Raw genomic sequence first — 23,603 nt, 5'->3', positions numbered from 1 at the left:
CCTTCAGCCGGCCGCCACGATCGACCATTGCTGGTTGGCGGAGCTGCTGTCGCCGTACTGGGCCAGGTCGGAGCCGTTGGCGGTGCGGCCCATGCCGTCCAGGTACAGGCCGGTGCCCCGGTTCTTGATCCGCACGGTGTTGGCCACGGTGACGACCGTCCACTGCTGGTTGGTCGCGTTGGTGTCGCCGTACTGGCCGGCCGCGCTCCCGTTGGCGGTGCGGCCCATTCCGTCGAGGTACAGCCCGGTGGCGCGGTTCTTGATCCGCACGTAGCTGCCGTCGTTCTCGATGACCCACTGCTGGTTCGTGGCGCTGCCGAGCGCGTACTGGCCCGCGTTCGACCCGTTGGCGGTGCGCCCCATGCCGTCGACGGCCAGGGCGGTGCCGCCGTTGCGGATGGTGACGTACGTGCCGCCGCCGGTGCCGACGCCCCAGGCGTACTGCAGGCGGGCCAGCCCGGAGGCGTTGGCGAGCGTCAGCCGGATCCCGGAGCCGCTGCCCGTCTTCGTGGTCAGGCTGTACCAGTCGCCGTCGCGCAGGCCCGGCCAGTACACGCTGCCGACGCCGAGGCTGCGCAGCTTGCTGCTGACCCCGCGCAGGTAGTCGGCGAAGAACGTGCCGCTGGGCACGCTGTAGTCGATTTTGTCGTAGTTGACGCCGTTCTTGCTGCCCGGGCCCATCGGGCCGCCCCACTCGGTGACGATGGTGCGCGAGGCGTAGGAGCCGATGTAGTTGCCGACGTGGTTGGCCCAGTCGGTCTCGTCCTCGTACGGCGGGCTGACGAAGAACGAGTAGTCGTGCGCGGCCAGCAGCGTGTTGTCGAGCCGGCTGTCGCCGCCGACCGCGGCCAGGTTCTGCGCGTAGCCGGCGCCGTCGAGGATGACGCGGCCGCGGGGCACGGACGGGTACCGGGCCAGCCAGCCGTTGTAGAGGTTGTTCAGGTCGGTGGTGCTGTAGCCGTACGGCTCGTTGATGACCTCGAAGTAGGCGTTGGGGTTGCTGCCGTACTTCGCCACGACGGTGTCCCACATCTGGTTGAAGCCCGCCGTGGTCGCCGGCTTGCCGTTGCTGTAAGCCCAGTACGCCAGGATCACGTTGCCCTTGGCGAGCGCGGCGTCGACGGCGCCGGTGTACGTGGCCCAGTACCCGGACACCGTCGGCTCGTTGATTGGCATCCGGACGGTGTTCGCGCCGGTGATGGAGTACAGCTGCCCCACCACCTGGCTGGCGACGGTGCCGGCGGACGCGTACGTGTCCGAGGCGCTCAGGCCGGACACGTACAGCACGCCGTTGACGAAGTTGTCTCGGGTGTCGGCCCAGTTCACACCCTTCAGCTGGCTCGTCGCCGCGCCGGCCGGGGCCGGGACCCCCACGGCGGCGACGGCCACCGTGGCGAGTACCACGCACATCCGCAGCGCGGCGGTCAGGCGATGGCGGCCCGCCGCGGTTCGGGACAGATTCACAGCTCTCCTTCCGCTCGGTCGGAACCGACCGATGTCCGTGAGCACATCCGAACCGGCGCCGAGGGCGGTCGCCACGATTCGTACAGAACCGTTCGCGATCGTTCAGATTCGTTAGCCGCTGTGGCGGATAGATTGCCGGCATGCAGATCAGGCTGCTGGGTCCGGTCGACCTCACCGACGGCGGCGGCATCCGCACGCTCGCCGGGGACCGCCGTACGGCCCTGCTCGCCGTGCTCGCGCTCGCGCACGGTGAGGTCGTCGGCACCGGCCGGCTCATCGAGGCCGTCTGGGGCGCCGACCCGCCCGCGACCGCGCTCAACACGCTGCAACAGCACGTGTCGTACCTGCGGCGCGCCCTCGCCGGCGGCGGCGCCGTCACGGCCCGGGCGCCCGGCTACGTGCTGCACGTCGACGGCGGCGAGGACCCGACGGACGTGGCCGCGGCCGACCGGCTGATCCGCGCCACCGCCGACACCGACGACCCCCGCGAGCGGGTGCGGCTGCTGCGCGCCGCCGTCGCGCTGTGGCGCGGCCGGCCGCTGGCCGGCGTCGCCGGGCTCGAGGACGACGCCGAGCGGCTGCACACCGTCTGGCTGCGGGCGCAGGTCGCGCTGGCCGAGGACCGGCTGCGGCTGGGCGAGCACGCGGCCGTGGTGACCGACCTGGAGCGGCTGGCCGGGGACCATCCGCTCGACGAGCGGCTGCACGGGCTGCTCATGCTCGCGCAGTACCGCTGCGGAGACCACCGGGCCGCCCGGGAAACGGCCCGGCGGCTGCGCGAGACCCTCGGCGCCGACCTCGGGCTCGACCCGGGGCCGACGGTGCGCGACCTGGAGGCGGCGATCGAGCGCCGCGACCCCGCGCTCGCCGCCGGCACCGCCCCGGCCGCCGCGCCCCCGCCGGCCCCGGCCCAGCTGCCGCTGGCTGTGCGCGGCTTCAGCGGCCGGGCCGGCGAACTGGCCCGGCTGGACGCGGCCGCGGCGCAGGACGGGCCGGTCGTGTGCGCCATCACCGGGCCGCCGGGCGTGGGCAAGACCAGCCTGGCCGTGTACTGGGCCCAGGGGGTCGCGGACCGGTTCCCGGACGGCCAGCTGTACGTGAACCTGCGCGGCTTCGACCCGCGCGGCGCCGCCACCGACCCGGCCGAGGCGCTGCGCGGGTTCCTCGCCGCCCTCAACGGGCCGGAGACGCTGCCCGACGAGCCGGACGAGCTCGCCGCACGGTTCCGCGCCACCGTCGCCGGCCGCCGGCTGCTCGTGGTGCTCGACAACGCCCGCGACGCCGACCAGGTGCGCCCGCTGCTGCCGGGCTCCGGGCCGTCGGTGACCCTGGTGACCAGCCGCTCCGGCCTGGGCCCGGCGCAAGGACATCCGACCCCGCCGGGACTGCTCGACGACGACGTGCACCCGATCACGCTGGGCCTGCTCGACGACGCGCACCCGATCACGTTGGGCCTGCTCGACGACGCGCACCCGATCACGCTGGGCCTGCTCGACGACGCGCACCCGATCACGCTGGGCCTGCTCGACGACGACGAGGCCCGGGAGCTGCTCGCCGCGCGGCTGGGCCGGGACCGGCTGGCGGCCGAGCCGGACGCGGTGGACGAGATCGTCGCCCGCTGCGCCCGGCTGCCGCTCGCCCTGGCGATCGCGGCGGCCCAGGTGGCGACGCGGGCCGGGGTGTCGCTCGCCGACCAGGCGGCCCAGCTGCGCGCGGCCGGCGGCGGGCTGGACGCGCTCGACGGCGGCGACCCGGCCACCGACGTGCGGGCGGTCTTCTCCTGGTCGTACCGCGCGCTGAACCCGGCCGCGGCCCGGCTCTTCCGCCTGCTGGGCCTGCACCCGGGCCCGGACCTGACCGCGCCCGGCGCCGCGAGCCTCGCGGGCGAGCCGCTGGAGCCGGCCCAGGCCGGGCTGCGGGCGCTGCGGCACGCGAACCTGCTCGCCGAGCCCGTGCCCGGGCGCTACGCGCTGCACGATCTGCTGCGCGCGTACGCCACCGGGCTCGCGCAGACCGAGGACCCGCCCGGGGACCGGCGCGCCGCGGTGCACCGGGTGCTCGACCACCACCTGCACACGGCGCACGCCGCGGCGCTGGCCATCGACCCGGGCCGCCGCCCGCTGAACCCGCCGGAGCCGGTGGCGGGGCTGACCGTCCCGCGCCTCGGCGACCCGAGCCGGGCGCTGGCCTGGTTCGAGGCGAACCACCGGGTGCTGACCGCGGCCGTGCAGCTCGCCGCGGACGAGGGCTTCGACGTGCACGCGTGGCAGCTGCCGTGGACGATGACGACGTACCTCGACTGGCGCGGCCACCGCCCCGAGCTCATCGCCGCGCAGACCGCCGCGCTCGGCGTCATGCACCGCATCGGCGAGGTGCCCGGGCGCGCCAACGCCCACCGCGAGATCGGCCGGATCCTGCACCGCCTGGGCCGGCGCGAGGAGGCCGCCGAGCACCTCGCCGAGTCGGTGCGGCTCTACGCGGAGCTGGGCGACGCGATCGGGGAGGCGCGGGCGCGGTACAGCACCGGCATGCTCCTGACCGCGCAGGCGCGCCACAAGGAGGCGACCGAGGAGTTCGGCCGGACCCTGGCCCTCGCGGAGCAGGCCGGGGACCTGCTCTGGCAGGGCCGCACGCTGAACGCGCTGTCCTGGGCCCACGTCGAGAACGGCGACCTCGCCCTCGCGCTCGAGGTCGGCGCGCGCTCCCAGGCGCTGCTGCAGCGCGCGGGCGACCGGCACGGGGAGGCGTTCGCCTGGAACAACAACGCCGACATCCACCACCGCGGCGGCGACTACGCGGAGGCGACCCGCGCCCACCGCCAGGCCATCCGGCTCATGGACGACTTCGGCGACCGCGCCTCCCACGCCCGGATGCTCGTCGAGCTCGGCGAGACCCGCCTGGCCGCGGGCGACCGGGCGGGCACCCGGGAGGCGTGGCGACGGGCACTGCGGCTGTACGAGGAGCTGGGCGACGCCGGCGCCGAGCCGACCCGGCGGCGCCTCGACGACTTGTGAGGGTGTCGCGGAGGTTCGGTGCACGGGCGCGGATCTCAGCCTCGCCCGGCCTAGCGTCGGGGCGTGCGGACAATCGATGTGCTGGTCGTCGGGGCGGGCCTGGCCGGCCTGCACACGGCGCGGTTGCTGGCCCTGCACGGGCTCGACGTCGTCGTGGTGGACAAGCGGCGGTCGCTCGCGGCCGGGGTGCGCACGACCGGGATCTTCGTACGCCGCACCCTCGACGACTTCGACCTGCCGGAGCACCTGCTCGGGCCCGGGGTGCGGGACGTGGTGCTGTATCCGCCCTCGCGCCGCGACCCGGTCCGGCTCACCAGTGAACGTGACGAGTACCGCGTCGCCGACATGCCGGGCGTCTACGAGCACGCGCGGCGGCAGGCGGAGGCGGCCGGGGCCGAGGTGCGCCTGGGCACCCGGTACGACGGCGCGGACGGCGGGGTGGTCCGCCTGCACGGGTGGGAGCCGGTGCGGGTCCGCTTCCTCGTGGGCGCGGACGGGGCCCGCTCGCGGGTGGCCCGGGACCTCGGGCTCGACGTCAACCGGCGGCTGCTGGTCGGGGCCGAGCTGGTCCACCCGGTCGCCGCCGGGAGCCGGGTGCCGACGTTCCACTGCGTGCTCGATCCGCGGGTGGCGCCCGGGTACCTCGGCTGGGTCATCGACGACGGCCGTCACGCGCACGTCGGGGTGGCCGGGTACCCGCACGCGATGCCCAGGGGCGTCCGGCACCTGCTCGACGAGTTCGCCGCCGGCGCGCCGGGGCGGGCGGCCCCGACTGGCCCGGTCGACCGGCGCGGCGGCCTGATCCCGGTCGGCGGGGTGCTGCGGCGGCTGGCGGGCCCGGGCGGCCTGCTGGTCGGGGACGCGGCCGGGGCGGTGTCGCCGCTGACCGCCGGTGGGCTCGATCCCTGCCTGCGCCTGTCGCGGCTGGCCGCGTCGGTCGCCGTGGCCTATCTGCGCAGCGGCGATCCGCGGGAGCTCCGGCGGTACGACGGCGGAATCCTGCGATCCCGGTTCCGCGGGCGGCTGCTGTTGCGCCGGGCCTTCGCCGGGATGCGGTCACCGGCGCTGGCGGAGGCGGCGGTCGGGGCGATGCGTGGCCGGGCCGGACGGGCGGCGGCCGCGCGCGTGCTGTTCGGCGACGGCTCGTTCCCGGACGTCGGGCCGGGTTCCCGCCGGGGCGGCCGCACGGTGACCACCACCGGGTGACCCGCTCCCCGATCACGCCGGCACCAGCGTCGGGCCGCGCAGCGCCGCCGCGCCCAGGGCCGCCGTCAGCACCGCCAGCGCGGCCAGGAAGCCGCGGTCCAGGGCGCCGTCCGCCTGGCCCAGCAGCCCGAACACCGTGTGCGCCACGAGCGCCCCCGTCACCGCCGCGATCAGGTGCTCCCGCGACCAGGAGACGCCGGCGCTCCACCGGCGCATGCGGTACGCCAGCAGCACCACCACCGCCGTCGCGGCCGCCATCGGCAGCAGGGCCCACGAGCCGTGGGTGAACAGCGGCTGCCGCGCGCCGCCGAAGGGCCGGGCCAGCCCGAAGAACAGCAGGGCGGCGGCGCCGGTGGTCAGGGCCAGCGGCAGAGGGCTCGGCGCGCGCAGCGCAAGAGCCGGTTTCGGGTGTACCCGCAGAGCCACCACGGCCACCCCCAGCGCGACGGCCGCGAAGCCGAGCACCGCGCCCAGCGGCATCGTGTAGCCGGGGTCCTCCGCCGGCGGCACCGCCAGCCGCACGATCGCGGCCCCGGCCAGCGCGACGACGCCGGTCGCGACGAGGCCGCCGCGGCGCAGGTAGGGGCGGGTGCCGTGGGCCGGGAAGCAGAGCTCGACGAGCACGACCGGGATCGTGAGGCTGAACACCGCGTGGTAGACCAGGTTCAGCAGCGTGTAGTCGGTGTTCAGGCCGAACAGCCGCGGCGCCCAGTCCGCCGCGTGGTAGAGGTGCGGGCTGGTCAGGCTCTGCAGCACCAGGCCCTCCTCGACGATCCCGTAGGCGACGCCCATCAGCAGCAGGTTCGCGTAGCCGCCGCCGGTGCGCCGCACGATCTCGCGGAGGAAGAGCGCGCCCCCGCCGTACATCGGCGCGAACACGAGCAGGACCCAAGCCGTGCGCAGCGGGATCGTGCCCAGGCTGAGCTCGGCGACGAGCGGCGCGGCGAGCACGAGCAGCCACGCGGCCCGGCGGTTGCGGGGGCGCTCGTCCGGCACGGCCGGGAACGCCGAGCGCATCACGGGACGGTTCACCGCGACGATCAGCAGGGCCAGGAGCGCCAGTTGTACCCCCTGCAGGCCGCGCAGCCACGCCGGGTACTCGGCGGTCAGGAACAGGTACGCCACCGCGAGGAAGCCCACCGCGGAGACGATCCGCACCCGGCGGTAGGCCCCGGCGGCCCCGGCGCGGAGCCGGCGGATCACCCAGACGTAGAGCACCGTGACCGCCAGGATCGGGATCGGCCGCGTCCACAGGGTGCGTTCGAGGGCGGCGGGGTCGGCGCCGGGGTGCCGGGCGTGCTGGTAGGCCAGCACGTCGTGGCGGAAGACGAGCGTGAGCACGGCGAAGGAGACGCTCACCGTCAGGGCGGCGATGAGCAGGCCCACGACGAGGCGGATCGCGTTGCGCTGCTGCGGGTTCATGCCGTCGACGTTATGGATTTCGGCGGCGCGGCACCTCGGCCCGGGGACCGGTCTATCTCCTCATTCTTTAGGCTGAGGGGCGCGGCTTGACCAGCCCGAGGTCGTACGCGAGCACGACCGCCTGCACCCGGTCGCGGACGCCGAGCTTGCGCAGGATCGCCGACACGTGCGTCTTCACTGTCGCCTCGGTCACCACCAGCTGCGCCGCGATCTCCGCGTTGGCCGCGCCCCGCGCCAGCCGCCCCAGCACCTCCCGCTCCCGCTCGGTGAGCTGTGCGAGCGCCCCGACCGGGGCCGGCGGGGTGGTGTCCGTGGCCACGAACCGGTCCAGCAGCCGCCGCGTCGCCGTCGGGGCCAGCAGCGCCTCCCCGCGGGCCACGACCCGGATCGCCTCCACCAGCTCGGCCGGCCGGACGTCCTTGAGCAGGAACCCGCTCGCCCCGGCCCGCAGCGCCGCGTAGAGCGTCTCGTCCAGGTCGTACGTCGTCAGGATGATGACCCGCGGCGCCGGCCCGGCCGCGGTCAGCCGCTGGGTCGCCGTGACCCCGTCGGTGCCCGGCATCCGCACGTCCATGAGGACCACGTCCGGCGCCGTCTCGGCGGCGAGCCGCACCGCCTCCGCGCCGTCGCCGGCCTCCCCCACGACCTCGAGGTCGTCGCGCGCCTCGATGATCATCCGGAACCCGGACCGGACCAGCGCCTGGTCGTCCGCGATGAGCACCCTGATCGTCACGCCGTTCCTCCCGTTGCTTCCCCGATCGGCAGCCGCGCCTCCACCCGGAACCCGCCGCCCGGGTGCGGCCCCGCCGTGAACACCCCGCCCAGCAGCCGGGCCCGTTCCCGCATGCCCGCGAGGCCCTGCCCGCTGCCCTTGTTCGCCCACGGCGACGCTCCGCCGCGACCGTCGTCCTGCACGTGTACCACCAGCGCTCCGTCGTCGATCCGGACGTGCACGGTCGCCCTGGACCCCCGCGCGTGGCGCAGCGCGTTCGTGAGGGCCTCCTGCACGATGCGGTACGCCCCCAGCTGCACCGCCATCGGCACCGCGCCCTCGCCTTCCCGCACCACCTCGACCGCGAGCCCGGCCCCGCGCACCGACTCGGCGAGCCGCTCGAGGTCGTCCAGCGACGGCTGCGGCCCGCTCTCGTCGCCGTCGGACTCCCGCACGGTACGCAGGAACCAGCGCAGCTCCGCCAGCGCCTGCCGCCCGGTCTCCTCGGTGCGCCGCAGCGCCTCCCGCGCCTTCGCCGGGTTCACGTCGAACACGTCGCCGGCCGCGGCCGCCTGCACCACCATCACCGACACCGTGTGCGACAGCACGTCGTGCAGCTCCCGCGCGATGCGCGCCCGCTCCTCCAGCGCCGCCTGCCGCCGCTCCGCCGCCCGCCGCGCCCCGCGGGCCCGGGCCTGGGCGCCCCAGCTCCACGCGAGCAGGCACGCCCCGAGCCACAGCCCCGCCGCCAGCCACCGCTGCTGCGCCGCCGCCGGCCCGCACACCGCCACCACCGCGAGCCCGAGCATCCGCAGCGAGTCCGAGGCGGGACGCAGCCAGGCGTACGTGCACAGCACCACGAACGCGATCCCCGGCCCGAACGCCGGGAACAGCACCTGGAAGCCGGCGCCGGCCGCCAGCACGACCGCCGTCCCGGCCCACGGCCGCACATCCACGAGCCACAGCGCGAGCGCCTGTACCACCACGAGCACGGCGGCCACGACCCGCGCGCCGGCCACGCCGAGCACCGCCGGCTCGAACCACAGCACCGGCACCGACACGGCGAGCGAGGCGACCACGAGCAGCCACCGCCACCGCGGCGCCAGCCGAGCCGTGTACCCGTCGCCCATACGTCCGAACCTAACGCATTTAATGCGTTGCCCAGGCTCGAGCGCCGCGCGTACCGTTGTTCATGTAAGCGAACGGGGCACACACACCGAGAGGCCGCAGCGATGACGACGTGGACCGAGACCGAAGCCGGGCAGCAGCAGCTGCTGGGCACCGGGCTGTTCACGCCGGCCGAGCGGCCGGGACGGTGGCGAGGGTAAGCGCTCTTTCGAGAGCCTCCCTCAGCCGCCCGCCCCGCACCCGGGGCCGGGCGGTTTTGCTTATCCGCTTTTGCTCAGGGGCGTAGCTCAACTGGTTGAGCACCGGTCTCCAAAACCGACGGCTGCAGGTTCGAATCCTGTCGCCCCTGCGTCACGTGCGTTCGTTGACAACTCCACAGCGGATGGATCATCTTGGCGGGTTCGGCCAGCGGTCAGGCCGCCGCGTTCTCAGCGCGGAAACAGGGGTTCGACTCCCCTACTCGCTACCAGGCCATCGGGGTGTACACGGCGACATGCTTGGCTTCCACCCAAGAGTAACGGGTTCGATTCCCGTCGATGGCTCTCAGACCTTCCCTCATCGTCTAGCCGGCAGGACACAGCACTCTGGATGCTGGAAGCGTGGTTCGAATCCATGTGAGGGAGCGCGATGCCAGCGCAGCACGAACGGTGGTGCACCGGATTCGTAACCCGGAGGAGGGAGTTCGATTCTCCCCGTTGGCTCAGGCCCAGGTAGCCCAACTGGAAGAGGCCGCCGGCTCAGACCCGGCGCGTTGGGGGTTCGAGTCCCTCTCTGGGTACCGCAATCCATCCACTGTGGAGTATCGCCGGAAGGGGGACCCATGCACAAGCTGCGCACACTGCACGTCGGCCCGCGGGACTTCCTGTGGCGCGCCGCGGTCCGGTACGGGCCGGCGGCCGGCGGCGGGCTGCACCGCACCGTTCGCGTGCGGGTCTGGGACGGCGGCAAGAACGGGCGCGTGCTGCAGGCGCACCTGCAGCCGGCCGCGCCCGACGAGTCGTGCTTCGCGACGCCGCGCGACGTGCGCGCGGTCGTCGAGTACGCCCTCGGCCACGGCTGGCGCCCCGAGGCCCGCGGCGGCATGTTCGTCGTGCGCGGGACGCTCGCACCACGGGCCGCCGCGGCCTCGAACTAGCCGGCTCAGGAGTCCGCTGACGGCGGGATCGGGATGCCCGTGATCGTCTCGACGTCCGCGGTCAGGCTGGGCAGCGACTGGTTGGGGCGCGGCTGGTTGGGCAGCGGCGCCCCCGCCTCGGCGCGCACCTGCAGGACCTTCAGCGGGTCCTCCTTGACCGTCTGCAGGATGCGGCGCAGGTTCTCGTCGCGGATCTCCTGCAGGTCGATGTTCTGGATGAGGTTGTTCTCCATCATGCTCTCCAGGAGCTTGAACAGCCCGTCGCGGTCGGCCTCGTTGCTCTTGGCGACCATCTCCAGCGCGGTCCGGGTGTCGGCGGGGTTCTTCGCCATGTGCAGCATGAGCAGGCCGTGGTCGCCGTGGATGGCGTTGCGCACGGCCTCCATGCGGGCCGTCTCCAGCTCGTGCTGGTACGTCAGGCGCAGCTGCTCGAGGCGGTGCGACGTCTGCTCGTACTGGTAGTCGTGCTCGACCGCGCGGCGGCGGCGCATCGCCTCCTGGGTCTGCTGGTCCAGGGACAGGAACGCGGCGAACCGGTACACGGTGATGCCCTCGCTGAGCTCCAGCGGCTCCTGGCCGAGCGAGTCGTTGATCTCGTCGTTGGCGTCCGCGCACTCCTCCGGCGTGTAGCGGCGGCTGATGCGCCGCATGCGCTCCATGAGCCGCCAGCCGGCCACCATGAAGCCGTCCTGGACGCGGCGGCGGACGACCTCGGCCGGGTCGTGCACCCGGAAGCCGAACTGCAGCCGGGCGTAGAACCGGAAGATGTCCTCCTTGCTGGGCAGCTCGTCGCTGATGTGGAACTCGTCCTCGCGGTCCGCGGTGCCGACGTCGTAGCGGTAGCGGTAGCCGCGCATCGTGTTCTCGAACGGGTACAACGGACGCCCCAACGCGACGAGGTCGCCGTTGGGGCGGGCGTAGACGGCGGTCACGGCCGCGCGCAGGGGCTTGGCGCCCTGCCCGGGGCCGAGCCGGGTGAGCGGCTCCTCGTGCAGGATGACGCGGCCGTTGCGGCCGGAGAAGGGCGACGCCGTCCCCGGGACGGGGGCGGGCGACATCGGGACGTTCGGGGTCTGCTGGTTCATGACGCCTCACTTCGTTTCGGACAACGCCTGGATGACACTCGCCGCCACGCGCGGCGTCGGTTCGGGGTTGCGGCCCGTGGTCCAGTCATGGGCCAGCTGGAGCAGGATCTTGCGGGTGCGGATGTCGCGGGCGATCGCGCCGGCGAGGCGGCCCATCGCCTCGCAGGAGCGCCGGTCCGGTTCGACGGTCACGGCCCAGCTGCTCAGGGCCCACTGGGCGTCCTGGAAGATGGGGCCGTTGAGGGTGGCGTGCCACAGCCCCGCGATCGTCGGCCACAGCTCGGGGCGGGTCTCGGCGAAGTACAGCAGCAGCGGCCAGCGCAGCGTGTCGTCGTCCTCGCCGACGGCCTCGGCCTTGCGGGTCACGTCGAGCGCGATGCGCAGGAAGGCGATGTGGCCGTTGGTGATCCGTTCCGGGTACCGCCGGTCGCCGAGCCACCGCACGATGACCGTCAGCACCGCCGCGGCCAGCTTGTCGTCCCAGTCGATGAGCTCGGCGAGGCTGAGCCCGATCGCGTTGGCCACGTCGTTGTCCGGGGAGTCGGCGAGGTACTCCAGCCCGGCGAGGGCCTGGTGCGGGGCGGACGGGCCGAGCCCGGAGCCGTAGACGCGGGCGGCGGTGGCGCGCAGCTCGGCGGCGTCGTCGTCCTCGTCGTCGGGCGTGCTCCAGGCCCGCACGACCCGGCGGACCTGCTCGGTCAGGCCGCCGACGCTGGCCGGCACGCCGAGGGCGATGGCCGCGGCCTCGCGCTGGCCCTTCGCGCCGCTGCGGGCCCACGGTTCGATGACCGCGTTGAGCAGGTACTCGAACGCGCGGGTCGCGAGCAGGCCGACCGCGGTGGCGACCCAGGTGCGGACCTGCTCCGACGGGTCGCCGCCGAGCTCCCGGAACCAGTCGACCAGCGCCGGGCGCACGTCGTCGTACTCGTCCCAGACGCGGTTGATGACGGCCGGGCCGTACTCGGCGTCGTCGTAGGACATCACCTGCGCCGGGGTGTCGCCGTACCGCGACGGCAGCGTGGTGTGGGTGATCCGGGCCCGCAGGCGGCGCAGCCGGACCGCGCGGGTCTCGCGGAACGGGTCGGGGCGCGGCGCGAGCGGGTTCACCAGGCGGATGCCCGTGTCGGTGGTGCGCATGGCGGCCGGGTCGTCGAGGCGCGACCGCAGCCGCGCGGCCGCGTAGTTGACGATCTCGAAGGGCAGGCCGTTGAAGAGCGCGAGCGCGACCGCGGTGCAGCGCAGCGGCAGGTCGTCGAGGCGGTCGAACCACGCGTCGAAGTGCTCGGCCGCCCGCTGCCGCATCGCGTCGAGCACCCACGCGACGTCGACCGCGCCGCCGCCGGTGCCGTGCGCCTCGGCCAGCAGCCGGGCCAGGTCGGCGACGTCACGGCAGCTGGGCTCGCCCTGCAGGAACTCCCGTACCGCCACGGCCACCTCGGCGCGGCGCAGCAGCTCCTCGGCGGCGACGGCGCTGCGCAGCCGCCAGCGCAGGTGCGCGGTGAGCACGTCGGCGGCGGCCGGGGACGCGCCGAGGGTCCGCACGTAGCCGCGCAGGCCCTGGTCGGCGAGCGTCGCCCCGACCGGCACGATGATCACCAGCCGGGAGCCCAGCGGCCGCAGCCGGGCCTCCAGGCCGTCCACGTCGAGGCAGGTCAGCGAGCGCACGGCGGCGTCGGACAGGCCGGAGAGCAGATACCCGGCGGCCGCCTCGAGCGACTCGACGGCGAGGTCGGCCAGCGGGCGGCGGGGGTCGAGCCGGTACATCGGCCCGGCCCCGAGGTCCAGCAGCAGCCGCAGCGCCGCAGTGTCGGCGCCCTCGCGCGGGGTGGCCCGCAGCAGCACCACGTGCACGCCGCCGACCAGCCGGCTGAGCTCGGCGAAGCCCTCGGGCGGCACGAAGGCCGCGCGCACCGCGTCGGCGCTGTCGGGCCCCAGCCGCCGCAGCAACTCCGGGGCCTTGGCCTCGGCGCCGTGGTAGTGGACGGTGACGTCACGGCCGGCGACGGTGCCGCGGTTGAACGCGTACGCGCCCATGGTCGCCTGCGCGGCGCGCAGCAGCTCGTTGGTGGTGCTGACGGCGCCCAGGTTCAGCACGCCGCTGCCGACCCCGCGGGACGGGGCGTCGCCGTCGGCGGTGCCGGCGCCGGTGCCGGCGGCACCCACGGTGGGCGGCGGCGCCTCGTCGGCCATCAGTCGGTCCCGATGCGCAGGTCGCGGCCGATGGTGACGTCACGGCCGGCGATGATGCCGCGGTTGCCGGCGTGATCACCGGGCGGCGGTGCGGGCGGGGCCGATCCGGCCAGGCCGTCGGGGCGCGCGTAGCCGGGCACGTGAATCCACGCCGGGGTGTCGAGCTCCTTCTCGCTGACCCGCACCTCGTGGAACGAGTCGGGGTCGAGCCCGAGGTGGCCCTGGCGGACGATCGAGCGGTACATCTCGTCGGAGACGATGAGCGCCGTCTGCGCCCGCCGGCTCGCCGCGAGCGCCGCCTTGAGCGCGGGCGCGTTGAGCAGCCGGGCCGTCGCGTTGACCATGGTGCCGATCCAGCCGGCGCCGTCGATCGCGGCGTATCCGGCGTTGACGGCGACCCGCATCCGCACGGCCGCCTCGGCGCCGGCGAGCGCGTTGTGCCGGCGCAGCAGGCCGTCGAGGCGGGCGACGAACGGGTCGATGAGCCCGGTCACCGGCACGTACGCGGGGGCCAGCACCAGCAGGCTGTCGCCTTGGTCCTGCCGCTCGCACTCGTCCCACGGGATGCCCGCCTCGTGGGCGGCCTGCCGGACGGTGTCGTGCATCGCCCGGCGTACCGCCGCCTGCCCGGCTTCCGTGCGGCTCGCGTAGGCCTCGACGTCGACCGCGAGCAGTGAACTGTGGCGTGGCACGGGAGCCATCGCGCCTCCATGGGCCCGTTCGGCAGTGACGATTTCCGAACGGGACGTTATCGGGGCGCTACGCGGAGTGTCATCGGCAAACGGACCGCCACCGTCGCATGAACGGGGCGGCGGCCGCGTGTTTCGGGGATGCCGTTCCGGACTGTCAGTGGCCGGTGATGTGCTCCGGCTCGATGGTGAGCAGGAGGCGGACCTGGTCGCGGCCGCCGAACCACGGGTACGGGCCGCCGAGGTAGCGCTGGGCCAGGACGTCGATGTGCTCGGCCGCGCCCTCCTCGGTCACGGACACGACCCGGCCGCGGACCTGGAAGTAGCGGCGGGACTCGGCCGGGTCGCCGATGGCCACGGCGACGCGCGCGTCGCGCTCGATGTTGCGCACCTTCTGGTGGCCGCGCACCGTGTTGATCAGGACGTGCTTGCCGTCGGTGTCGGCCCAGGTCTGGGTGATCTGGGGCGAGCCGTCGGGCATGAGGGTGGTCAGGTAGCACAGACTGTTGCGCTCGAGCAGCTCGCGCAGGCCATCGGGAAGATCCACGGCGCCACGGTACCCCGGAGCCGGTCAGGCGCGCAGCACGCGCAGCAGCGCCAGGGCGTAGGCGTCGCCGGGCGTGGCCCCGAACGAGTCGGCGTGACCGTCCACGGCCACGCGCCAGCCGTCGCCGGAGCGCTCGAGGGCGCGGAAGCCGGAGCCGAGCCGTTCGCGCAGCTGGTGCTCGTGCGGCAGCCAGATGGCCTCGTCGCGCTCGATGTCGTCGAGGGCCCACTCGGTGGTGCCGTTGAAGCCGATGACCGTCTCGCCGCCGGGGAGGTCGTGCACCTGGATGATCATGTCGCTGAGCACGAAGGCCTGGTCGTCGAGGTCGCGGTCCGGGATGGCGAAGCGGTCGCCCGGGGCCGGCCGCCACTGCAGGCCCGCCGCGCGCAGCTCGACGGCCAGTTCGATACTGATCACCGTTCCATGGTGCCCGATCACGTAGGGTTTGTTCATGATCGTGATTACGGGAGCCGCCGGCGGGGTCGCGGGGCGGCTGCGCCTCGACGTCGAGGTGCGGCGCACGGACATCGCGGCGCGGCCGGGGTTCGTCACCGGGGACCTGACCGACGCCGGGTTCGCCCGCGAGGTCCTGGCCGGCGCCGACGCGGTCGTGCACCTCGCCGGGCAGGCGGACCCGGGCACGCCGTGGGCGGGGCTGCGTGGCCCCAACGCCGACGTCACCGTCAACGTGCTCGACGCCGCCGTGGCCAACGGCGTGCGCCGGGTCGTGCTGGCGTCCTCGCTGCACGCGATGGCCGGGCACGTCGACGCCGGCCGGACCTTCGTGGCCGAGGACCTCCCGCCGTACGCCTGCTGCCCCTACGGCGCCGCCAAGGTCCTCGCCGAGCAGCTGGCCCGCTCCTACACAGACGTGTGGGGCCTGTCGGCCGTGTGCCTGCGCCTGGGCGGCGTCGCCGAGCGCCCGCTCGGGCGCAGCTGGTGCGCCGGCTGGCTGAGCCCGGGCGACCTCAACCGCCTGGTCGCGGCGGCGCTCGCGGCCGACGTCGGCTTCGGGGTGTACCACGGCGTCTCCGCCAACACCCCGCGCGTCTACGGCTGCACGCTGCCCGGCTACGAGCCCCGCGACGACTCGGCCGCGTTCGGCGACCTGCCCGACGACCTGGCCCCACCGTCGGCGGCCCGCCCGCGCTGGGGCATCGCGCACCGCAGCTGAGCCCGCGGCCTCAGCGTTCGGCCAGCGCGGCCAGGATGCCGCGGCGCAGCCGCCGGGACGCGCCCGGCAGGTTGGTCAGCGCTCGCACCTCGGCGTCGGTGAGCTCGGGCCGGGCGGCGAGGGCGAGCACGGCGGCGTAGGGCCGCTCGACCGCCGTTTCGAGCAGCCGGGCCGCCGCCCCCCGCACCTCGAGCAGCAGCCCGCGGTCGGCGGCCGGGTGCACGGCGAGGAGACGCAGGAGGTGGTTGAAGTCGTACCCGTTGCACTCCCCCGCCTCCCACACGCGCCGCAGCGCGGCCAGGTCGGCGTTCGGGTGCCCGGCGACGGCGAAGCGGACGAAGAGGTACGGGGAGCCGGCCAGCTCGCGCAGCACCGCCGCCGGCAGCTCGGGATCGCGGGCCAGGCGCACGTAGTCGGCCGGTGACCGGTTGTGTGCCGGCAGCCGCGACTCGAGGTCCACCTGGGCATCCTGGCACGCGCCCACCGTGACGCAACCGGGTATCGACGGCCCTGCCATGATGGCGCGCATGGCGGTGATCACGATTGCCTTCGCGCCCGGGGACGCGGCGCACCTCGACGCGGTACGGGACCTGTGGGTGCTGGTCCGGGCGGCCGGCTTCGACGCGCGGCTGGAGGCCCGTGACGGCCTCGCCACCGACGGTGTCGTGTTCGAGGCCGGGTCGCGGCACCGGACGGTGACGAAGCTCGGCGACGACGACCTCGCGTGGCTGCGCGAGCACGACGCGGCCCGCACGACGCGGCACGACCTGCGCCTGGCCGTGGCCGTGGACGGCGGCCGGGTCCGGTGCACCGCCACCCTCGCCGGGGAGGTGCTCGGCGAGCGCGACGAGCCGCTGCCGTTCGGCCGCGACGAGGTGTGGGAGCTGCTCGACCGGCCCGACGCCGAGGCGCGGCTGGCGCGGCTCGGGCAGCGGCTGAGCGGCGCGCTGTTCGACGCCGACGCGCTGGACTACGTGACCGTCCTGCTCACCGCGGGCGTGGACGGCACCGTGCTCGACGTCGTCGTCGAGGGTGACGGGCCCGCGCACGAGCTGCCGTTCGAGCTGCTGCGCCTCACCGACCAGCGGGTGCTCGTCGGCGTCGGCGGGGTGCGGCTGACGCGGATGGTCACCGGCGTGCGGGTACCGTCGCATCCGGCGTCGCCCGGGCCGCTGAAGATCCTCGTGGCGGTCGGGGCGCCCGAGCGGACCGCCAACCCGCCGCTGGACGTCGAGGCCGAGATGCAGGCGATCGTCTCCGTCGCCGGCGGGGTCGGGCGGGCCGAGCTCACCATCCTCGAGGTGGCCGGGGTCGCCGAGATCGCCGCGGCGCTGCGCGCCGACGCCTACCACGTGCTGCACCTGTCCGCCCACGGCTCGCCCTACGGCGTGGAGCTCGAGGACCGCGACGGCAACGCGGTCGAGGTGAGCGCCGAGGACCTCGTGCGCGCGCTGCGCCGCGGCGGGCGGGCGCTGCCCCTCATCGTGCTGTCCAGCTGCGGCGGGGCCGCCGACGCCGACGCCGGGCTGGCGGTCACGCTGCTGCGCCACGGCGCCGACCGGGTGCTGGCGATGCAGACCTCGATCACCGACTGGTACGCGACGCGCCTGCTGACCGGCGTGTACCGCGCGCTCGCCGAGGACAACGCGACCGTCGCCGCGGCCGTCGCCCGGGCGCGGGCCGAGCTGTTCGACACGGCGGCCGGGCGGCGGCCCGAGTACGCGGTGCCGGCGCTGTTCGCCGCGTCCGACGGGCCGCTGTGGGACGGCGGGGCTCCCGCGGTACACCTGGAGAACCCCACCGATCTGCCGACCGGCGCGGGCGTGCGCGAGCTGCTGCTGGGCGACCTGGTCGGGCGGCGCGGGCTGCTGCGCACGGTGACGCAGACGCTGCGCGACGACGTCGCCGGCGCGCCGCTGGCCAACGGGGTCGTGCTCACCGGCCCGGCCGGGATCGGCAAGACGGCGCTGGCGGGCCGGGTCGTGACCCGGCTGCGCGACGACGCCGACCCGTGGGCGATCGTCGTGCACGCGGGCGTGTGGAACCCGCCGCAGCTCTTCGCGGACCTGGCCGCGGCGGGTGTCGCGGCGGCCGGCCCGGACGAGCTGGCCGATGCGCTGCGCGAGCGGCGGATCCTGCTCGTTTTCGACGACTTCGAGCAGAACCTGACCGTCGGCGGTGACGCCTTCGCCGACCCGGGCTTCGCGGAGGTGTTCGCGACGCTCACCGGCGCCGCCGAGCGGGGCAAGGTCCTGGTGACGAGCCGTTATCCGGTACCGGGCGCGGCCGCACTGTCGCGTGTGGACGTCGGGCCGCTGAGCGACGCCGAACTGGCCCGGCTCCTGCTGCGCCTGCCCGGCGTGCGCGCACTGTCCACCGAGGACATGCAGCTGATCGTGGCGACCGTCGGCGGGCACCCGCGGCTCGTCGAGTTCGTCGACGCGCTGCTGCACGGCGGCGCGCGCCTGCCCGAGGTGACCGAGCGGCTGCGCACGCTCACGCGGCTCGAGCACCTGCGGCGCGCCGCCGCGCCGGACGCCGCCCGCCAGGCGGTCGCCCTCGGCGCCCAGGACGTGCTGCTGACCGAGCTGCTCGGCCTCGTCCCGGCCGACGCCCGCGAGACGCTGCTGCAGCTGGCCGTGTCCCGGATCCCGGTGGGCGCCGAGGACCTCGCCTTCGCCGTGCTCGGCCGCGAACCGTCCACGGAGGACACCGCGGCCGTCGCCGCGCACCTGGACCGGCTCCGCGACCTGACCCTCGCCGGCCTCGCCGACGACGGCGCGGTGGTCGAGCCCTGGCTGCGCGAGGCGCTCACGAAGGCGCAGGGCGACCGGCGGCCCGAACGCCACCGGCGCGCCGCGGCCGCGTGCCGGCGCATCCTCGACGCGGGCCGGGCCGCCTTCGCGACCGTGACCGAGGGGGTGTACCACCTCGACGGCGACGAGCTCGCCGACTTCGCCGCGCTCGTGCTGCCGAAGCTCTCGGGCGAGGTGGCGGTCGCGGCGTTCCTCGGCGACGTGACGCAGAAGCTGCCGGCCGGGCACCCGGCGTACCTGTCGCTGCTCACCCGCGAGCGCGACGCCCTGGAGGCCACGGGCAGCACCGCCGCCGCCGCGGAGAAGGGCGCGGAGGCGGTCGCCGTCACCGGCCGCGCCGCCGGCGCCGACGCCGACGACACCGGCGCGCAGATCGCGCTCAGCTCCGCCCTCGACAGCCAGGGCCGGCTGCTGCACCGCCTCGGCCGCCTCGCCGACGCCCGCCGCCACTACGAGCGGGCGCTGGCGATCGACGTCCGGCTCGCCGAGGCCGACCCCGCCGACGTCCAGCTGCGGCGCAACGTCGGCACGAGCTACCTGAAGATGGTGCGGCTGGCCCTGGACGACTCCGACCCGGACCGGGCCCGCACGATGGGGGATGAGGCACTGCGGATCCGCCGCGAGCTGGTCGCGGCCGACCCGGACAACCCCGGGCTGCGCTGGGATCTGGCGGTCGGCCTCGGCAGCGTCGCCGCCGGCGCCCGGGCCCCGCTGGAGGAGGCGCTGGGCATCTGGCGCAAGCTCGACGCCGACGACCCCGACAACGGCCCCCTGCTCGGCCACCTCTTCGACTGCCTCGACGCCCTCGCCGGCCTCGACCCCGGCAACGCCCGCGACCTCACCATGGAGGCGGCGGCGATCGCGGGCCGGCTCACCGACGCGGACTCCGGCAACGCCGGCTTCCAGCGCCGGCTGCTGCAGTCGTACTGGCGCCTCGGCGACATGGACCTGCACGCCGGCGACGTCGCCTGCGCCGCGGGCCACTTCGCGGGCGCGGTCGCCCTCGCCCAGCGGCTCGCCGGCGACGACCCGGACAGCGTCGACGCCCAGCGCGACCTGGCCACCGCCCACCGCCGGCAGGCCGACTACGCCGTCGCGGCCGAGCACCCCGAGGAGGTCCGCGGCCACCTCGAAGGCGCCACGGAGGCCGCCGAGGCGCTCGTGCACCGCTTCCCGCGCACCGGCGCCCTGCACCGGGACCTGGCCGAGGCCCGCGAGCGCCTCGGCGACTGGCTGCGCGACACCGGCGACCCGGTCCTGGCCCGCGCCCTCTACCGGCTGGCCCTGGCGAGCCGGCGCCGCCGCGCGGTCCTGGACCCCGAGGACACCGGGTCGCGCCTCGCCCAGGCCGAGGTCCACGCCCGCATCGCCGCCCTCGACGAGGCGGCCGGGCACCGGGGCCGCGCCCGCCGGCAGTGGCAGGAGGCCCTCGAGCTCGCGAAAAACCTGAAGGCGGAACCGCAGATGTCGTACTTCGAGCAGCGCCTGACCGCCGTGTCCTGACCTCGGTGTCACATTCCGGGCCGCGGCGGTGCTTGGAAGATGTGAAGCAGGAACTGCTGCCGGCCGAGCGGAGGGGCGCCGAACCCGTGTCGAGTCCGCCGAGGCGAGGACCGGCCGTGCGGGCCGACCTCGAAGAGGTCTTCCGCACCGCGTACCCGCGGGTCGTCGCCGTCGCCGCCCGTGTCCTGGGCTCACGCGACCAGGCCGAGGACGTGGCGCAGGAGGCGTTCCTGGCCTTCGGCCGCTCGGCGGTGCCGGCCGGCGAGGCGCTCGGCTGGCTCTGCGTCGCCGCCGCGCACACCGCCCTGAACCATCTGCGCACCGGCCGGCGCCGCGCCTCCCGCGAGGAGGCCGCCGGCGCCGCCGACCCGGTGGCGCCGGACGTGGCCGACGACGTCGTGGCCCGCGACGAGCGCCGCCGGGTGCGGGCGGCCCTGGCCCGGCTGCCCCGCCGCCAGGCCGTCGCCCTGGTCCTGCGCCACAGCGGCCTGAGCTACGCCGAGGTCGCGGCGGCGCTGGAGCTGTCCGCGGGGAGCGTGGGCACCGTGGTACGCCGCGCCGAGGTCGCGCTGCGCAAGGAGCTGAACCGCCATGAACGCCACGAGTGACCGCACTCCCTGCGCGGACCCGGAGAAGGAGTTGAACCGTCATGCGCCATCCGAGTGACGGCACGCTGCGCCGCCTGCTCGACGAGCCGGCCGGCATCGCCGACGCCGACCGCGAGCACGTGGCCGGCTGCCCCGTGTGCCGGGCCGGGCTCGCCGCGGCCGGCGAGGACGCCGGCCTGATCGAGACGCTGCTGCGCCAGGAGCCGGAGGTCGACGTCGACGCGGGCTGGCGGCGGCTGTCGGTGAACCTCGACACGCCCGAGGGCCGCAGCGCGACCGTGGCCCGGCCCGGGCGGTGGCGGACCGGCTGGCGCAGCCCGGTGATCGCCGCGGCCGCCGCCGTCGCGCTGCTGACCGGGGCCACGGCCGCGGCCGCCACGGACTGGCTGCCCATCTTCCGCACCGAACGGGTCGCCCCGGTGACGGTCTCGCCGGCCGACCTGGTGAAGCTGCCGGACCTGTCGGCGTACGGCGACGTCGCCTTCACCGAGCGCGCCGACGTGCGCGAGGTCCCCGACGCCGACGCGGCCCGGGCCGCCTCCGGGCTCGGGGTGCCCCGGCTGGCCGGCCCGCCCCGCGGGGTGAGCGGCGCCCCCACGTACCACGTCGGCAACCGCGCCAGCGCCGTGTTCACCTTCTCCGCCGCCAAGGCCGCCCGCACCGCCCAGGCCCTCGGCCGGCCGTTGCCGCCGCCGCCCCCGGGCCTGGACGGCAGCCACTTCCGGTTCACCGCCGGGCCCGGCGTGGCCGTCGTGTGGCCGTCGGCATCGGGGGCGCCCGCGCTGACGGCCGGCCGCGTGCACGCCCCGACCGTGGACTCCTCCGGCATCGCGTTCGCCACCGCCCGCGACTACATGCTGTCGCTGCCGGGCCTGCCCGAGTCGGTCGCGGCCCAGCTGCGCACGTTCACCGCCGACGGCACCACGCTGCCGCTCATCGTGAAGTCGGGCCAGGAGACCAACGCGACCGCGGACGTCAACGGCGCCCCGGCGATCGTGCTGAGCCTGCGCGACGGCACGATGTCGGCCGTGTTCTGGGTCAGCGACGGGGTCGTGACCGCCGTGGCCGGGACGATGAGCGCCGACGAGGTGCTGGCGGTGGCCCGGGGGCTGCGGTGGAACCCGTGAGCGAACCGTCGGCCGCGGTGTGGTGCTCGGGGCTGCGCAAACGGTACCGCAAGCGCACCGCCGTCGACGGTGTCTCGTTCTCCGTGGCGCGCGGTGAGGTCCTGGGCCTGCTCGGCCCCAACGGCGCCGGGAAGTCCACCGCGATCAAGATCCTGCTCGGGCTGGTCCGTGCCGACGCCGGCGAGGTGCTGCTGCTCGGGCGCCCCGCGGCGGACCCGATGTCCCGGGCGCGGGTCGGCTATCTGCCGGAGCTGTTCCGGTACCAACCCTGGCTCACCGCCCTTGAAGTGCTCAACCTGCACGTCCGGCTCGCGGGGACCCGCGTCCCGGAGCCGGACCGGCGCGAGTGCCTGGGCCTGGTCGGGCTCGCGGACCGCGCCGGCGACCGGGTCGGCGGCTTCTCCAAGGGCATGCAGCAGCGCCTGGGCCTCGCCGTCGCGCTCGTGGCCCGGCCCGAGCTGGTCGTCCTCGACGAGCCGACGAGCGCGCTGGACCCGATCGGCCGCGCCGACGTGCGGGACCTGCTGCTGTCGCTGCGGGCGCGCGGCGTCGCGGTCCTGCTCAACTCGCACCTGATCGGCGAGGTGGAGCGCGTCTGCGACCGGGTCGTGATCCTCGACCACGGCCGGGTCGCCGCCGCCGGCACCCTGGCCGAGCTGCTCGGCCGCCGCGAACTGCGCCTGCGCCTCGGCGACGTCGGGGCCGGCGCGCAGGCCCGGCTGGCCGCGGCCGGCCCGCTGGCGAAGGACGGCGACACGTACACCGTGACCCTCCCCGCCGAACCGGACGAGTCAACGGTGCCGGCCCTCGTCGCCGACCTGGTCGGCCTCGGCGTACGCGTGCACGCCGTCGAGCCCGGCCGGATCACGCTCGAGGAGCGCCTGCTGGACATCCTGCGCACCGGCACGGGGGACCAGCCGTGAACACCGTGCTGACGATCGCCGCCCTCACCCTGCACGAGGCGGCCCGGCGCAAGGTGCTGCGCTCGCTCGCCGTGCTCACCGTCATCCTGCTCGGCCTGAGCGCGTGGGGCTTCGACCGCCTCGACGCCGAGTTCGGCGACCTGACCACCGGCGAGTCCCGCATCGCCGCGTCGGTGGTGCTCAACCTCGTCATGTTCGGGCTGTCGCTCATCGCCGCGCTCGGCACCGCGTTCCTGGCCGGCCCGACCCTGGCCGGCGACGTCGAGTCCGGCATCGCCCAGGCCATCCTCGCCCGCCCGGTCCGCCGCCCCGCCGTCCTGCTCGGCAAGTGGCTCGGTCTGGTCATCTTCGGCGGCAGCTTCGTCAGCCTGGCCGGCCTCGCCCAGCTCGTCATCGTGCGGGCCACCGTCGGGTACTGGCCGCCGCACCCCGTCGCCGGGCTCGCCCTGCTCGCGGGCCAGACGACGGTCCTGCTCACCCTCGGCCTGCTGCTGTCCGCCGTCATCTCCCCGATGGCCTCCGGCGTCGTGGCCGTCGGCCTGTTCGGCGCGACCTGGGTCGCCGGCGTCGTCGGCGCGATCGGCGCGGCCCTGGGCAACACCGGCGTGGCCCGCGTCGGCGCCGTGTCGCGCGTGCTGCTGCCCACCGACGGCCTCTGGCGGGGCGCGATGAACGCCCTGGAGAGCCCGGGCCTGACCAGCTTCGAACCGTCGATGGCGGGCCACCCGTTCCTCAGCGACGCCCCGGCCACGGGCGGGTACGTGGCGTGGTCGGCGCTGTGGGTGGCGGTCATCCTGGGCCTGGCGGCCACGGCCTTCTCGCGGCGCGACCTGTGACGCCGCGGTTTGGTGGCGGGCGTT

19 protein-coding genes and 6 tRNA genes are annotated in these 23,603 nt (G+C 75.4%); 15 read left to right on the top strand and 10 right to left on the bottom strand.

The annotated features are described in order from the left end of the window. Positions 1 to 3: 3 nt before the first annotated feature. Entirely contained in the window at positions 4 to 1,464 is a 1,461-nt protein-coding gene (locus AB0B76_RS19805; protein ID WP_360376879.1) for an RICIN domain-containing protein, read from the bottom strand. A 140-nt stretch (positions 1,465 to 1,604) separates the two neighbouring features. Between AB0B76_RS19805 and AB0B76_RS19800 the strand changes: the two genes are divergently transcribed. Then, on the top strand, positions 1,605 to 4,478 hold the full coding sequence (locus AB0B76_RS19800) for a BTAD domain-containing putative transcriptional regulator (RefSeq protein WP_360376877.1): 2,874 nt from the start codon (positions 1,605 to 1,607) through the stop codon (positions 4,476 to 4,478). Between the two features lie 63 nt (positions 4,479 to 4,541). Further along, a complete protein-coding gene (locus AB0B76_RS19795; protein WP_360376875.1) occupies positions 4,542 to 5,684 on the top strand; it encodes an NAD(P)/FAD-dependent oxidoreductase in 1,143 nt (380 codons plus the stop codon). 12 nt (positions 5,685 to 5,696) lie between these two features. Here AB0B76_RS19795 and AB0B76_RS19790 read toward each other — a convergent pair whose 3' ends face one another. The 3 genes from AB0B76_RS19790 to AB0B76_RS19780 all read right to left on the bottom strand — a co-directional run bounded on the left by AB0B76_RS19790 (position 5,697) and on the right by AB0B76_RS19780 (position 8,948). Then, entirely contained in the window at positions 5,697 to 7,106 is a 1,410-nt protein-coding gene (locus AB0B76_RS19790) for a hypothetical protein (protein ID WP_360376873.1), read from the bottom strand. A gap of 67 nt (positions 7,107 to 7,173) precedes the next feature. After that, positions 7,174 to 7,839 carry a response regulator transcription factor gene (locus AB0B76_RS19785; protein WP_360376871.1) on the bottom strand — a complete coding sequence of 222 codons (666 nt, stop codon included), beginning with the start codon at positions 7,837 to 7,839 and terminating at the stop codon, positions 7,174 to 7,176. Then, entirely contained in the window at positions 7,836 to 8,948 is a 1,113-nt protein-coding gene (locus AB0B76_RS19780; RefSeq protein WP_360376869.1) for a sensor histidine kinase, read from the bottom strand. The genes AB0B76_RS19785 and AB0B76_RS19780 overlap by 4 nt, the downstream gene beginning before the upstream one ends. Before the next feature lie 274 nt (positions 8,949 to 9,222). Here AB0B76_RS19780 and AB0B76_RS19775 point away from each other — a divergent pair. From AB0B76_RS19775 to AB0B76_RS19745, 7 genes are all read left to right on the top strand, one after another. Further along, positions 9,223 to 9,295, top strand: a tRNA-Trp gene (locus AB0B76_RS19775). Positions 9,296 to 9,340: 45 nt separating this feature from the next. Beyond that, positions 9,341 to 9,415, top strand: a tRNA-Glu gene (locus tag AB0B76_RS19770). Position 9,416: 1 nt separating this feature from the next. Then, positions 9,417 to 9,488: transfer RNA gene (locus AB0B76_RS19765), tRNA-Gly, on the top strand. A gap of 9 nt (positions 9,489 to 9,497) precedes the next feature. Next, a tRNA-Gln gene (locus AB0B76_RS19760) sits at positions 9,498 to 9,569 on the top strand. A gap of 6 nt (positions 9,570 to 9,575) precedes the next feature. Then, a tRNA-Thr gene (locus tag AB0B76_RS19755) sits at positions 9,576 to 9,647 on the top strand. 3 nt (positions 9,648 to 9,650) lie between these two features. Continuing rightward, positions 9,651 to 9,724 (top strand) — tRNA-Leu (locus tag AB0B76_RS19750). Between the two features lie 42 nt (positions 9,725 to 9,766). Beyond that, positions 9,767 to 10,081 (top strand): hypothetical protein, encoded by a 315-nt coding sequence (locus AB0B76_RS19745; RefSeq protein WP_360376866.1) that lies wholly within the window; start codon positions 9,767 to 9,769, stop codon positions 10,079 to 10,081. A gap of 5 nt (positions 10,082 to 10,086) precedes the next feature. On the opposite strand, the gene AB0B76_RS19740 is transcribed toward AB0B76_RS19745, so the two are convergent. From AB0B76_RS19740 to AB0B76_RS19720, 5 genes are all read right to left on the bottom strand, one after another. Next, a complete protein-coding gene (locus tag AB0B76_RS19740) occupies positions 10,087 to 11,166 on the bottom strand; it encodes a hypothetical protein (RefSeq protein WP_360376864.1) in 1,080 nt (359 codons plus the stop codon). A gap of 6 nt (positions 11,167 to 11,172) precedes the next feature. After that, positions 11,173 to 13,356: a hypothetical protein gene (locus AB0B76_RS19735; protein WP_360376861.1), complete on the bottom strand. Its 2,184-nt coding sequence runs from the start codon at positions 13,354 to 13,356 to the stop codon at positions 11,173 to 11,175. Then, entirely contained in the window at positions 13,356 to 14,057 is a 702-nt protein-coding gene (locus AB0B76_RS19730) for a hypothetical protein (RefSeq protein ID WP_360376859.1), read from the bottom strand. The genes AB0B76_RS19735 and AB0B76_RS19730 overlap by 1 nt, the downstream gene beginning before the upstream one ends. A 145-nt stretch (positions 14,058 to 14,202) precedes the next feature. Continuing rightward, positions 14,203 to 14,592: a PPOX class F420-dependent oxidoreductase gene (locus AB0B76_RS19725; protein ID WP_360376856.1), complete on the bottom strand. Its 390-nt coding sequence runs from the start codon at positions 14,590 to 14,592 to the stop codon at positions 14,203 to 14,205. Between the two features lie 24 nt (positions 14,593 to 14,616). Continuing rightward, positions 14,617 to 15,009, bottom strand: coding sequence for a pilus assembly protein CpaE (locus tag AB0B76_RS19720; RefSeq protein WP_360376853.1), 393 nt, complete (start codon positions 15,007 to 15,009; stop codon positions 14,617 to 14,619). 34 nt (positions 15,010 to 15,043) lie between these two features. On the opposite strand from AB0B76_RS19720, the gene AB0B76_RS19715 reads away from it, so the two are divergent. Continuing rightward, on the top strand, positions 15,044 to 15,766 hold the full coding sequence (locus AB0B76_RS19715) for an NAD(P)-dependent oxidoreductase (protein WP_360376851.1): 723 nt from the start codon (positions 15,044 to 15,046) through the stop codon (positions 15,764 to 15,766). A 10-nt stretch (positions 15,767 to 15,776) separates the two neighbouring features. Here AB0B76_RS19715 and AB0B76_RS19710 read toward each other — a convergent pair whose 3' ends face one another. Beyond that, entirely contained in the window at positions 15,777 to 16,226 is a 450-nt protein-coding gene (locus AB0B76_RS19710) for a hypothetical protein (RefSeq protein WP_360376849.1), read from the bottom strand. A gap of 67 nt (positions 16,227 to 16,293) precedes the next feature. On the opposite strand from AB0B76_RS19710, the gene AB0B76_RS19705 reads away from it, so the two are divergent. The 5 genes from AB0B76_RS19705 (at position 16,294) to AB0B76_RS19685 (ending at position 23,579) form a co-directional block, all read left to right on the top strand. Beyond that, positions 16,294 to 20,085, top strand: coding sequence for a CHAT domain-containing protein (locus AB0B76_RS19705; protein ID WP_360376846.1), 3,792 nt, complete (start codon positions 16,294 to 16,296; stop codon positions 20,083 to 20,085). A gap of 116 nt (positions 20,086 to 20,201) precedes the next feature. Continuing rightward, positions 20,202 to 20,693 (top strand): sigma-70 family RNA polymerase sigma factor, encoded by a 492-nt coding sequence (locus AB0B76_RS19700; RefSeq protein ID WP_360376844.1) that lies wholly within the window; start codon positions 20,202 to 20,204, stop codon positions 20,691 to 20,693. Positions 20,694 to 20,734: 41 nt separating this feature from the next. Beyond that, positions 20,735 to 21,820, top strand: a complete 1,086-nt coding sequence (locus tag AB0B76_RS19695) for a hypothetical protein (protein ID WP_360376841.1) — start codon at positions 20,735 to 20,737, stop codon at positions 21,818 to 21,820. Further along, positions 21,817 to 22,743 (top strand): ABC transporter ATP-binding protein, encoded by a 927-nt coding sequence (locus AB0B76_RS19690; RefSeq protein WP_360376838.1) that lies wholly within the window; start codon positions 21,817 to 21,819, stop codon positions 22,741 to 22,743. The genes AB0B76_RS19695 and AB0B76_RS19690 overlap by 4 nt, the downstream gene beginning before the upstream one ends. Then, positions 22,740 to 23,579: an ABC transporter permease gene (locus AB0B76_RS19685; protein ID WP_360376835.1), complete on the top strand. Its 840-nt coding sequence runs from the start codon at positions 22,740 to 22,742 to the stop codon at positions 23,577 to 23,579. Before AB0B76_RS19690 ends, AB0B76_RS19685 begins: the two co-directional genes overlap by 4 nt. The last annotated feature ends 24 nt before the right edge of the window (positions 23,580 to 23,603 follow it).

It is taken from the genome of Dactylosporangium sp. NPDC049140 (assembly GCF_040648435.1).
This window is presented reverse-complemented; position numbering and strand designations above follow the sequence as displayed.

What these genes read in the sequence shown, in the direction of transcription:
- AB0B76_RS19800 (WP_360376877.1), top strand. Translation starts at nt 1,605, where the DNA reads ATGCAGATCAGGCTGCTGGGTCCGGTCGACCTCACCGACGGCGGCGGC.
- AB0B76_RS19790 (WP_360376873.1), bottom strand. Translation starts at nt 7,106, where the DNA reads ATGAACCCGCAGCAGCGCAACGCGATCCGCCTCGTCGTGGGCCTGCTC.
- AB0B76_RS19780 (WP_360376869.1), bottom strand. Translation starts at nt 8,948, where the DNA reads ATGGGCGACGGGTACACGGCTCGGCTGGCGCCGCGGTGGCGGTGGCTG.
- AB0B76_RS19745 (WP_360376866.1), top strand. Translation starts at nt 9,767, where the DNA reads ATGCACAAGCTGCGCACACTGCACGTCGGCCCGCGGGACTTCCTGTGG.
- AB0B76_RS19740 (WP_360376864.1), bottom strand. Translation starts at nt 11,166, where the DNA reads ATGAACCAGCAGACCCCGAACGTCCCGATGTCGCCCGCCCCCGTCCCG.
- AB0B76_RS19735 (WP_360376861.1), bottom strand. Translation starts at nt 13,356, where the DNA reads ATGGCCGACGAGGCGCCGCCGCCCACCGTGGGTGCCGCCGGCACCGGC.
- AB0B76_RS19730 (WP_360376859.1), bottom strand. Translation starts at nt 14,057, where the DNA reads ATGGCTCCCGTGCCACGCCACAGTTCACTGCTCGCGGTCGACGTCGAG.
- AB0B76_RS19715 (WP_360376851.1), top strand. Translation starts at nt 15,044, where the DNA reads ATGATCGTGATTACGGGAGCCGCCGGCGGGGTCGCGGGGCGGCTGCGC.
- AB0B76_RS19705 (WP_360376846.1), top strand. Translation starts at nt 16,294, where the DNA reads ATGGCGGTGATCACGATTGCCTTCGCGCCCGGGGACGCGGCGCACCTC.
- AB0B76_RS19695 (WP_360376841.1), top strand. Translation starts at nt 20,735, where the DNA reads ATGCGCCATCCGAGTGACGGCACGCTGCGCCGCCTGCTCGACGAGCCG.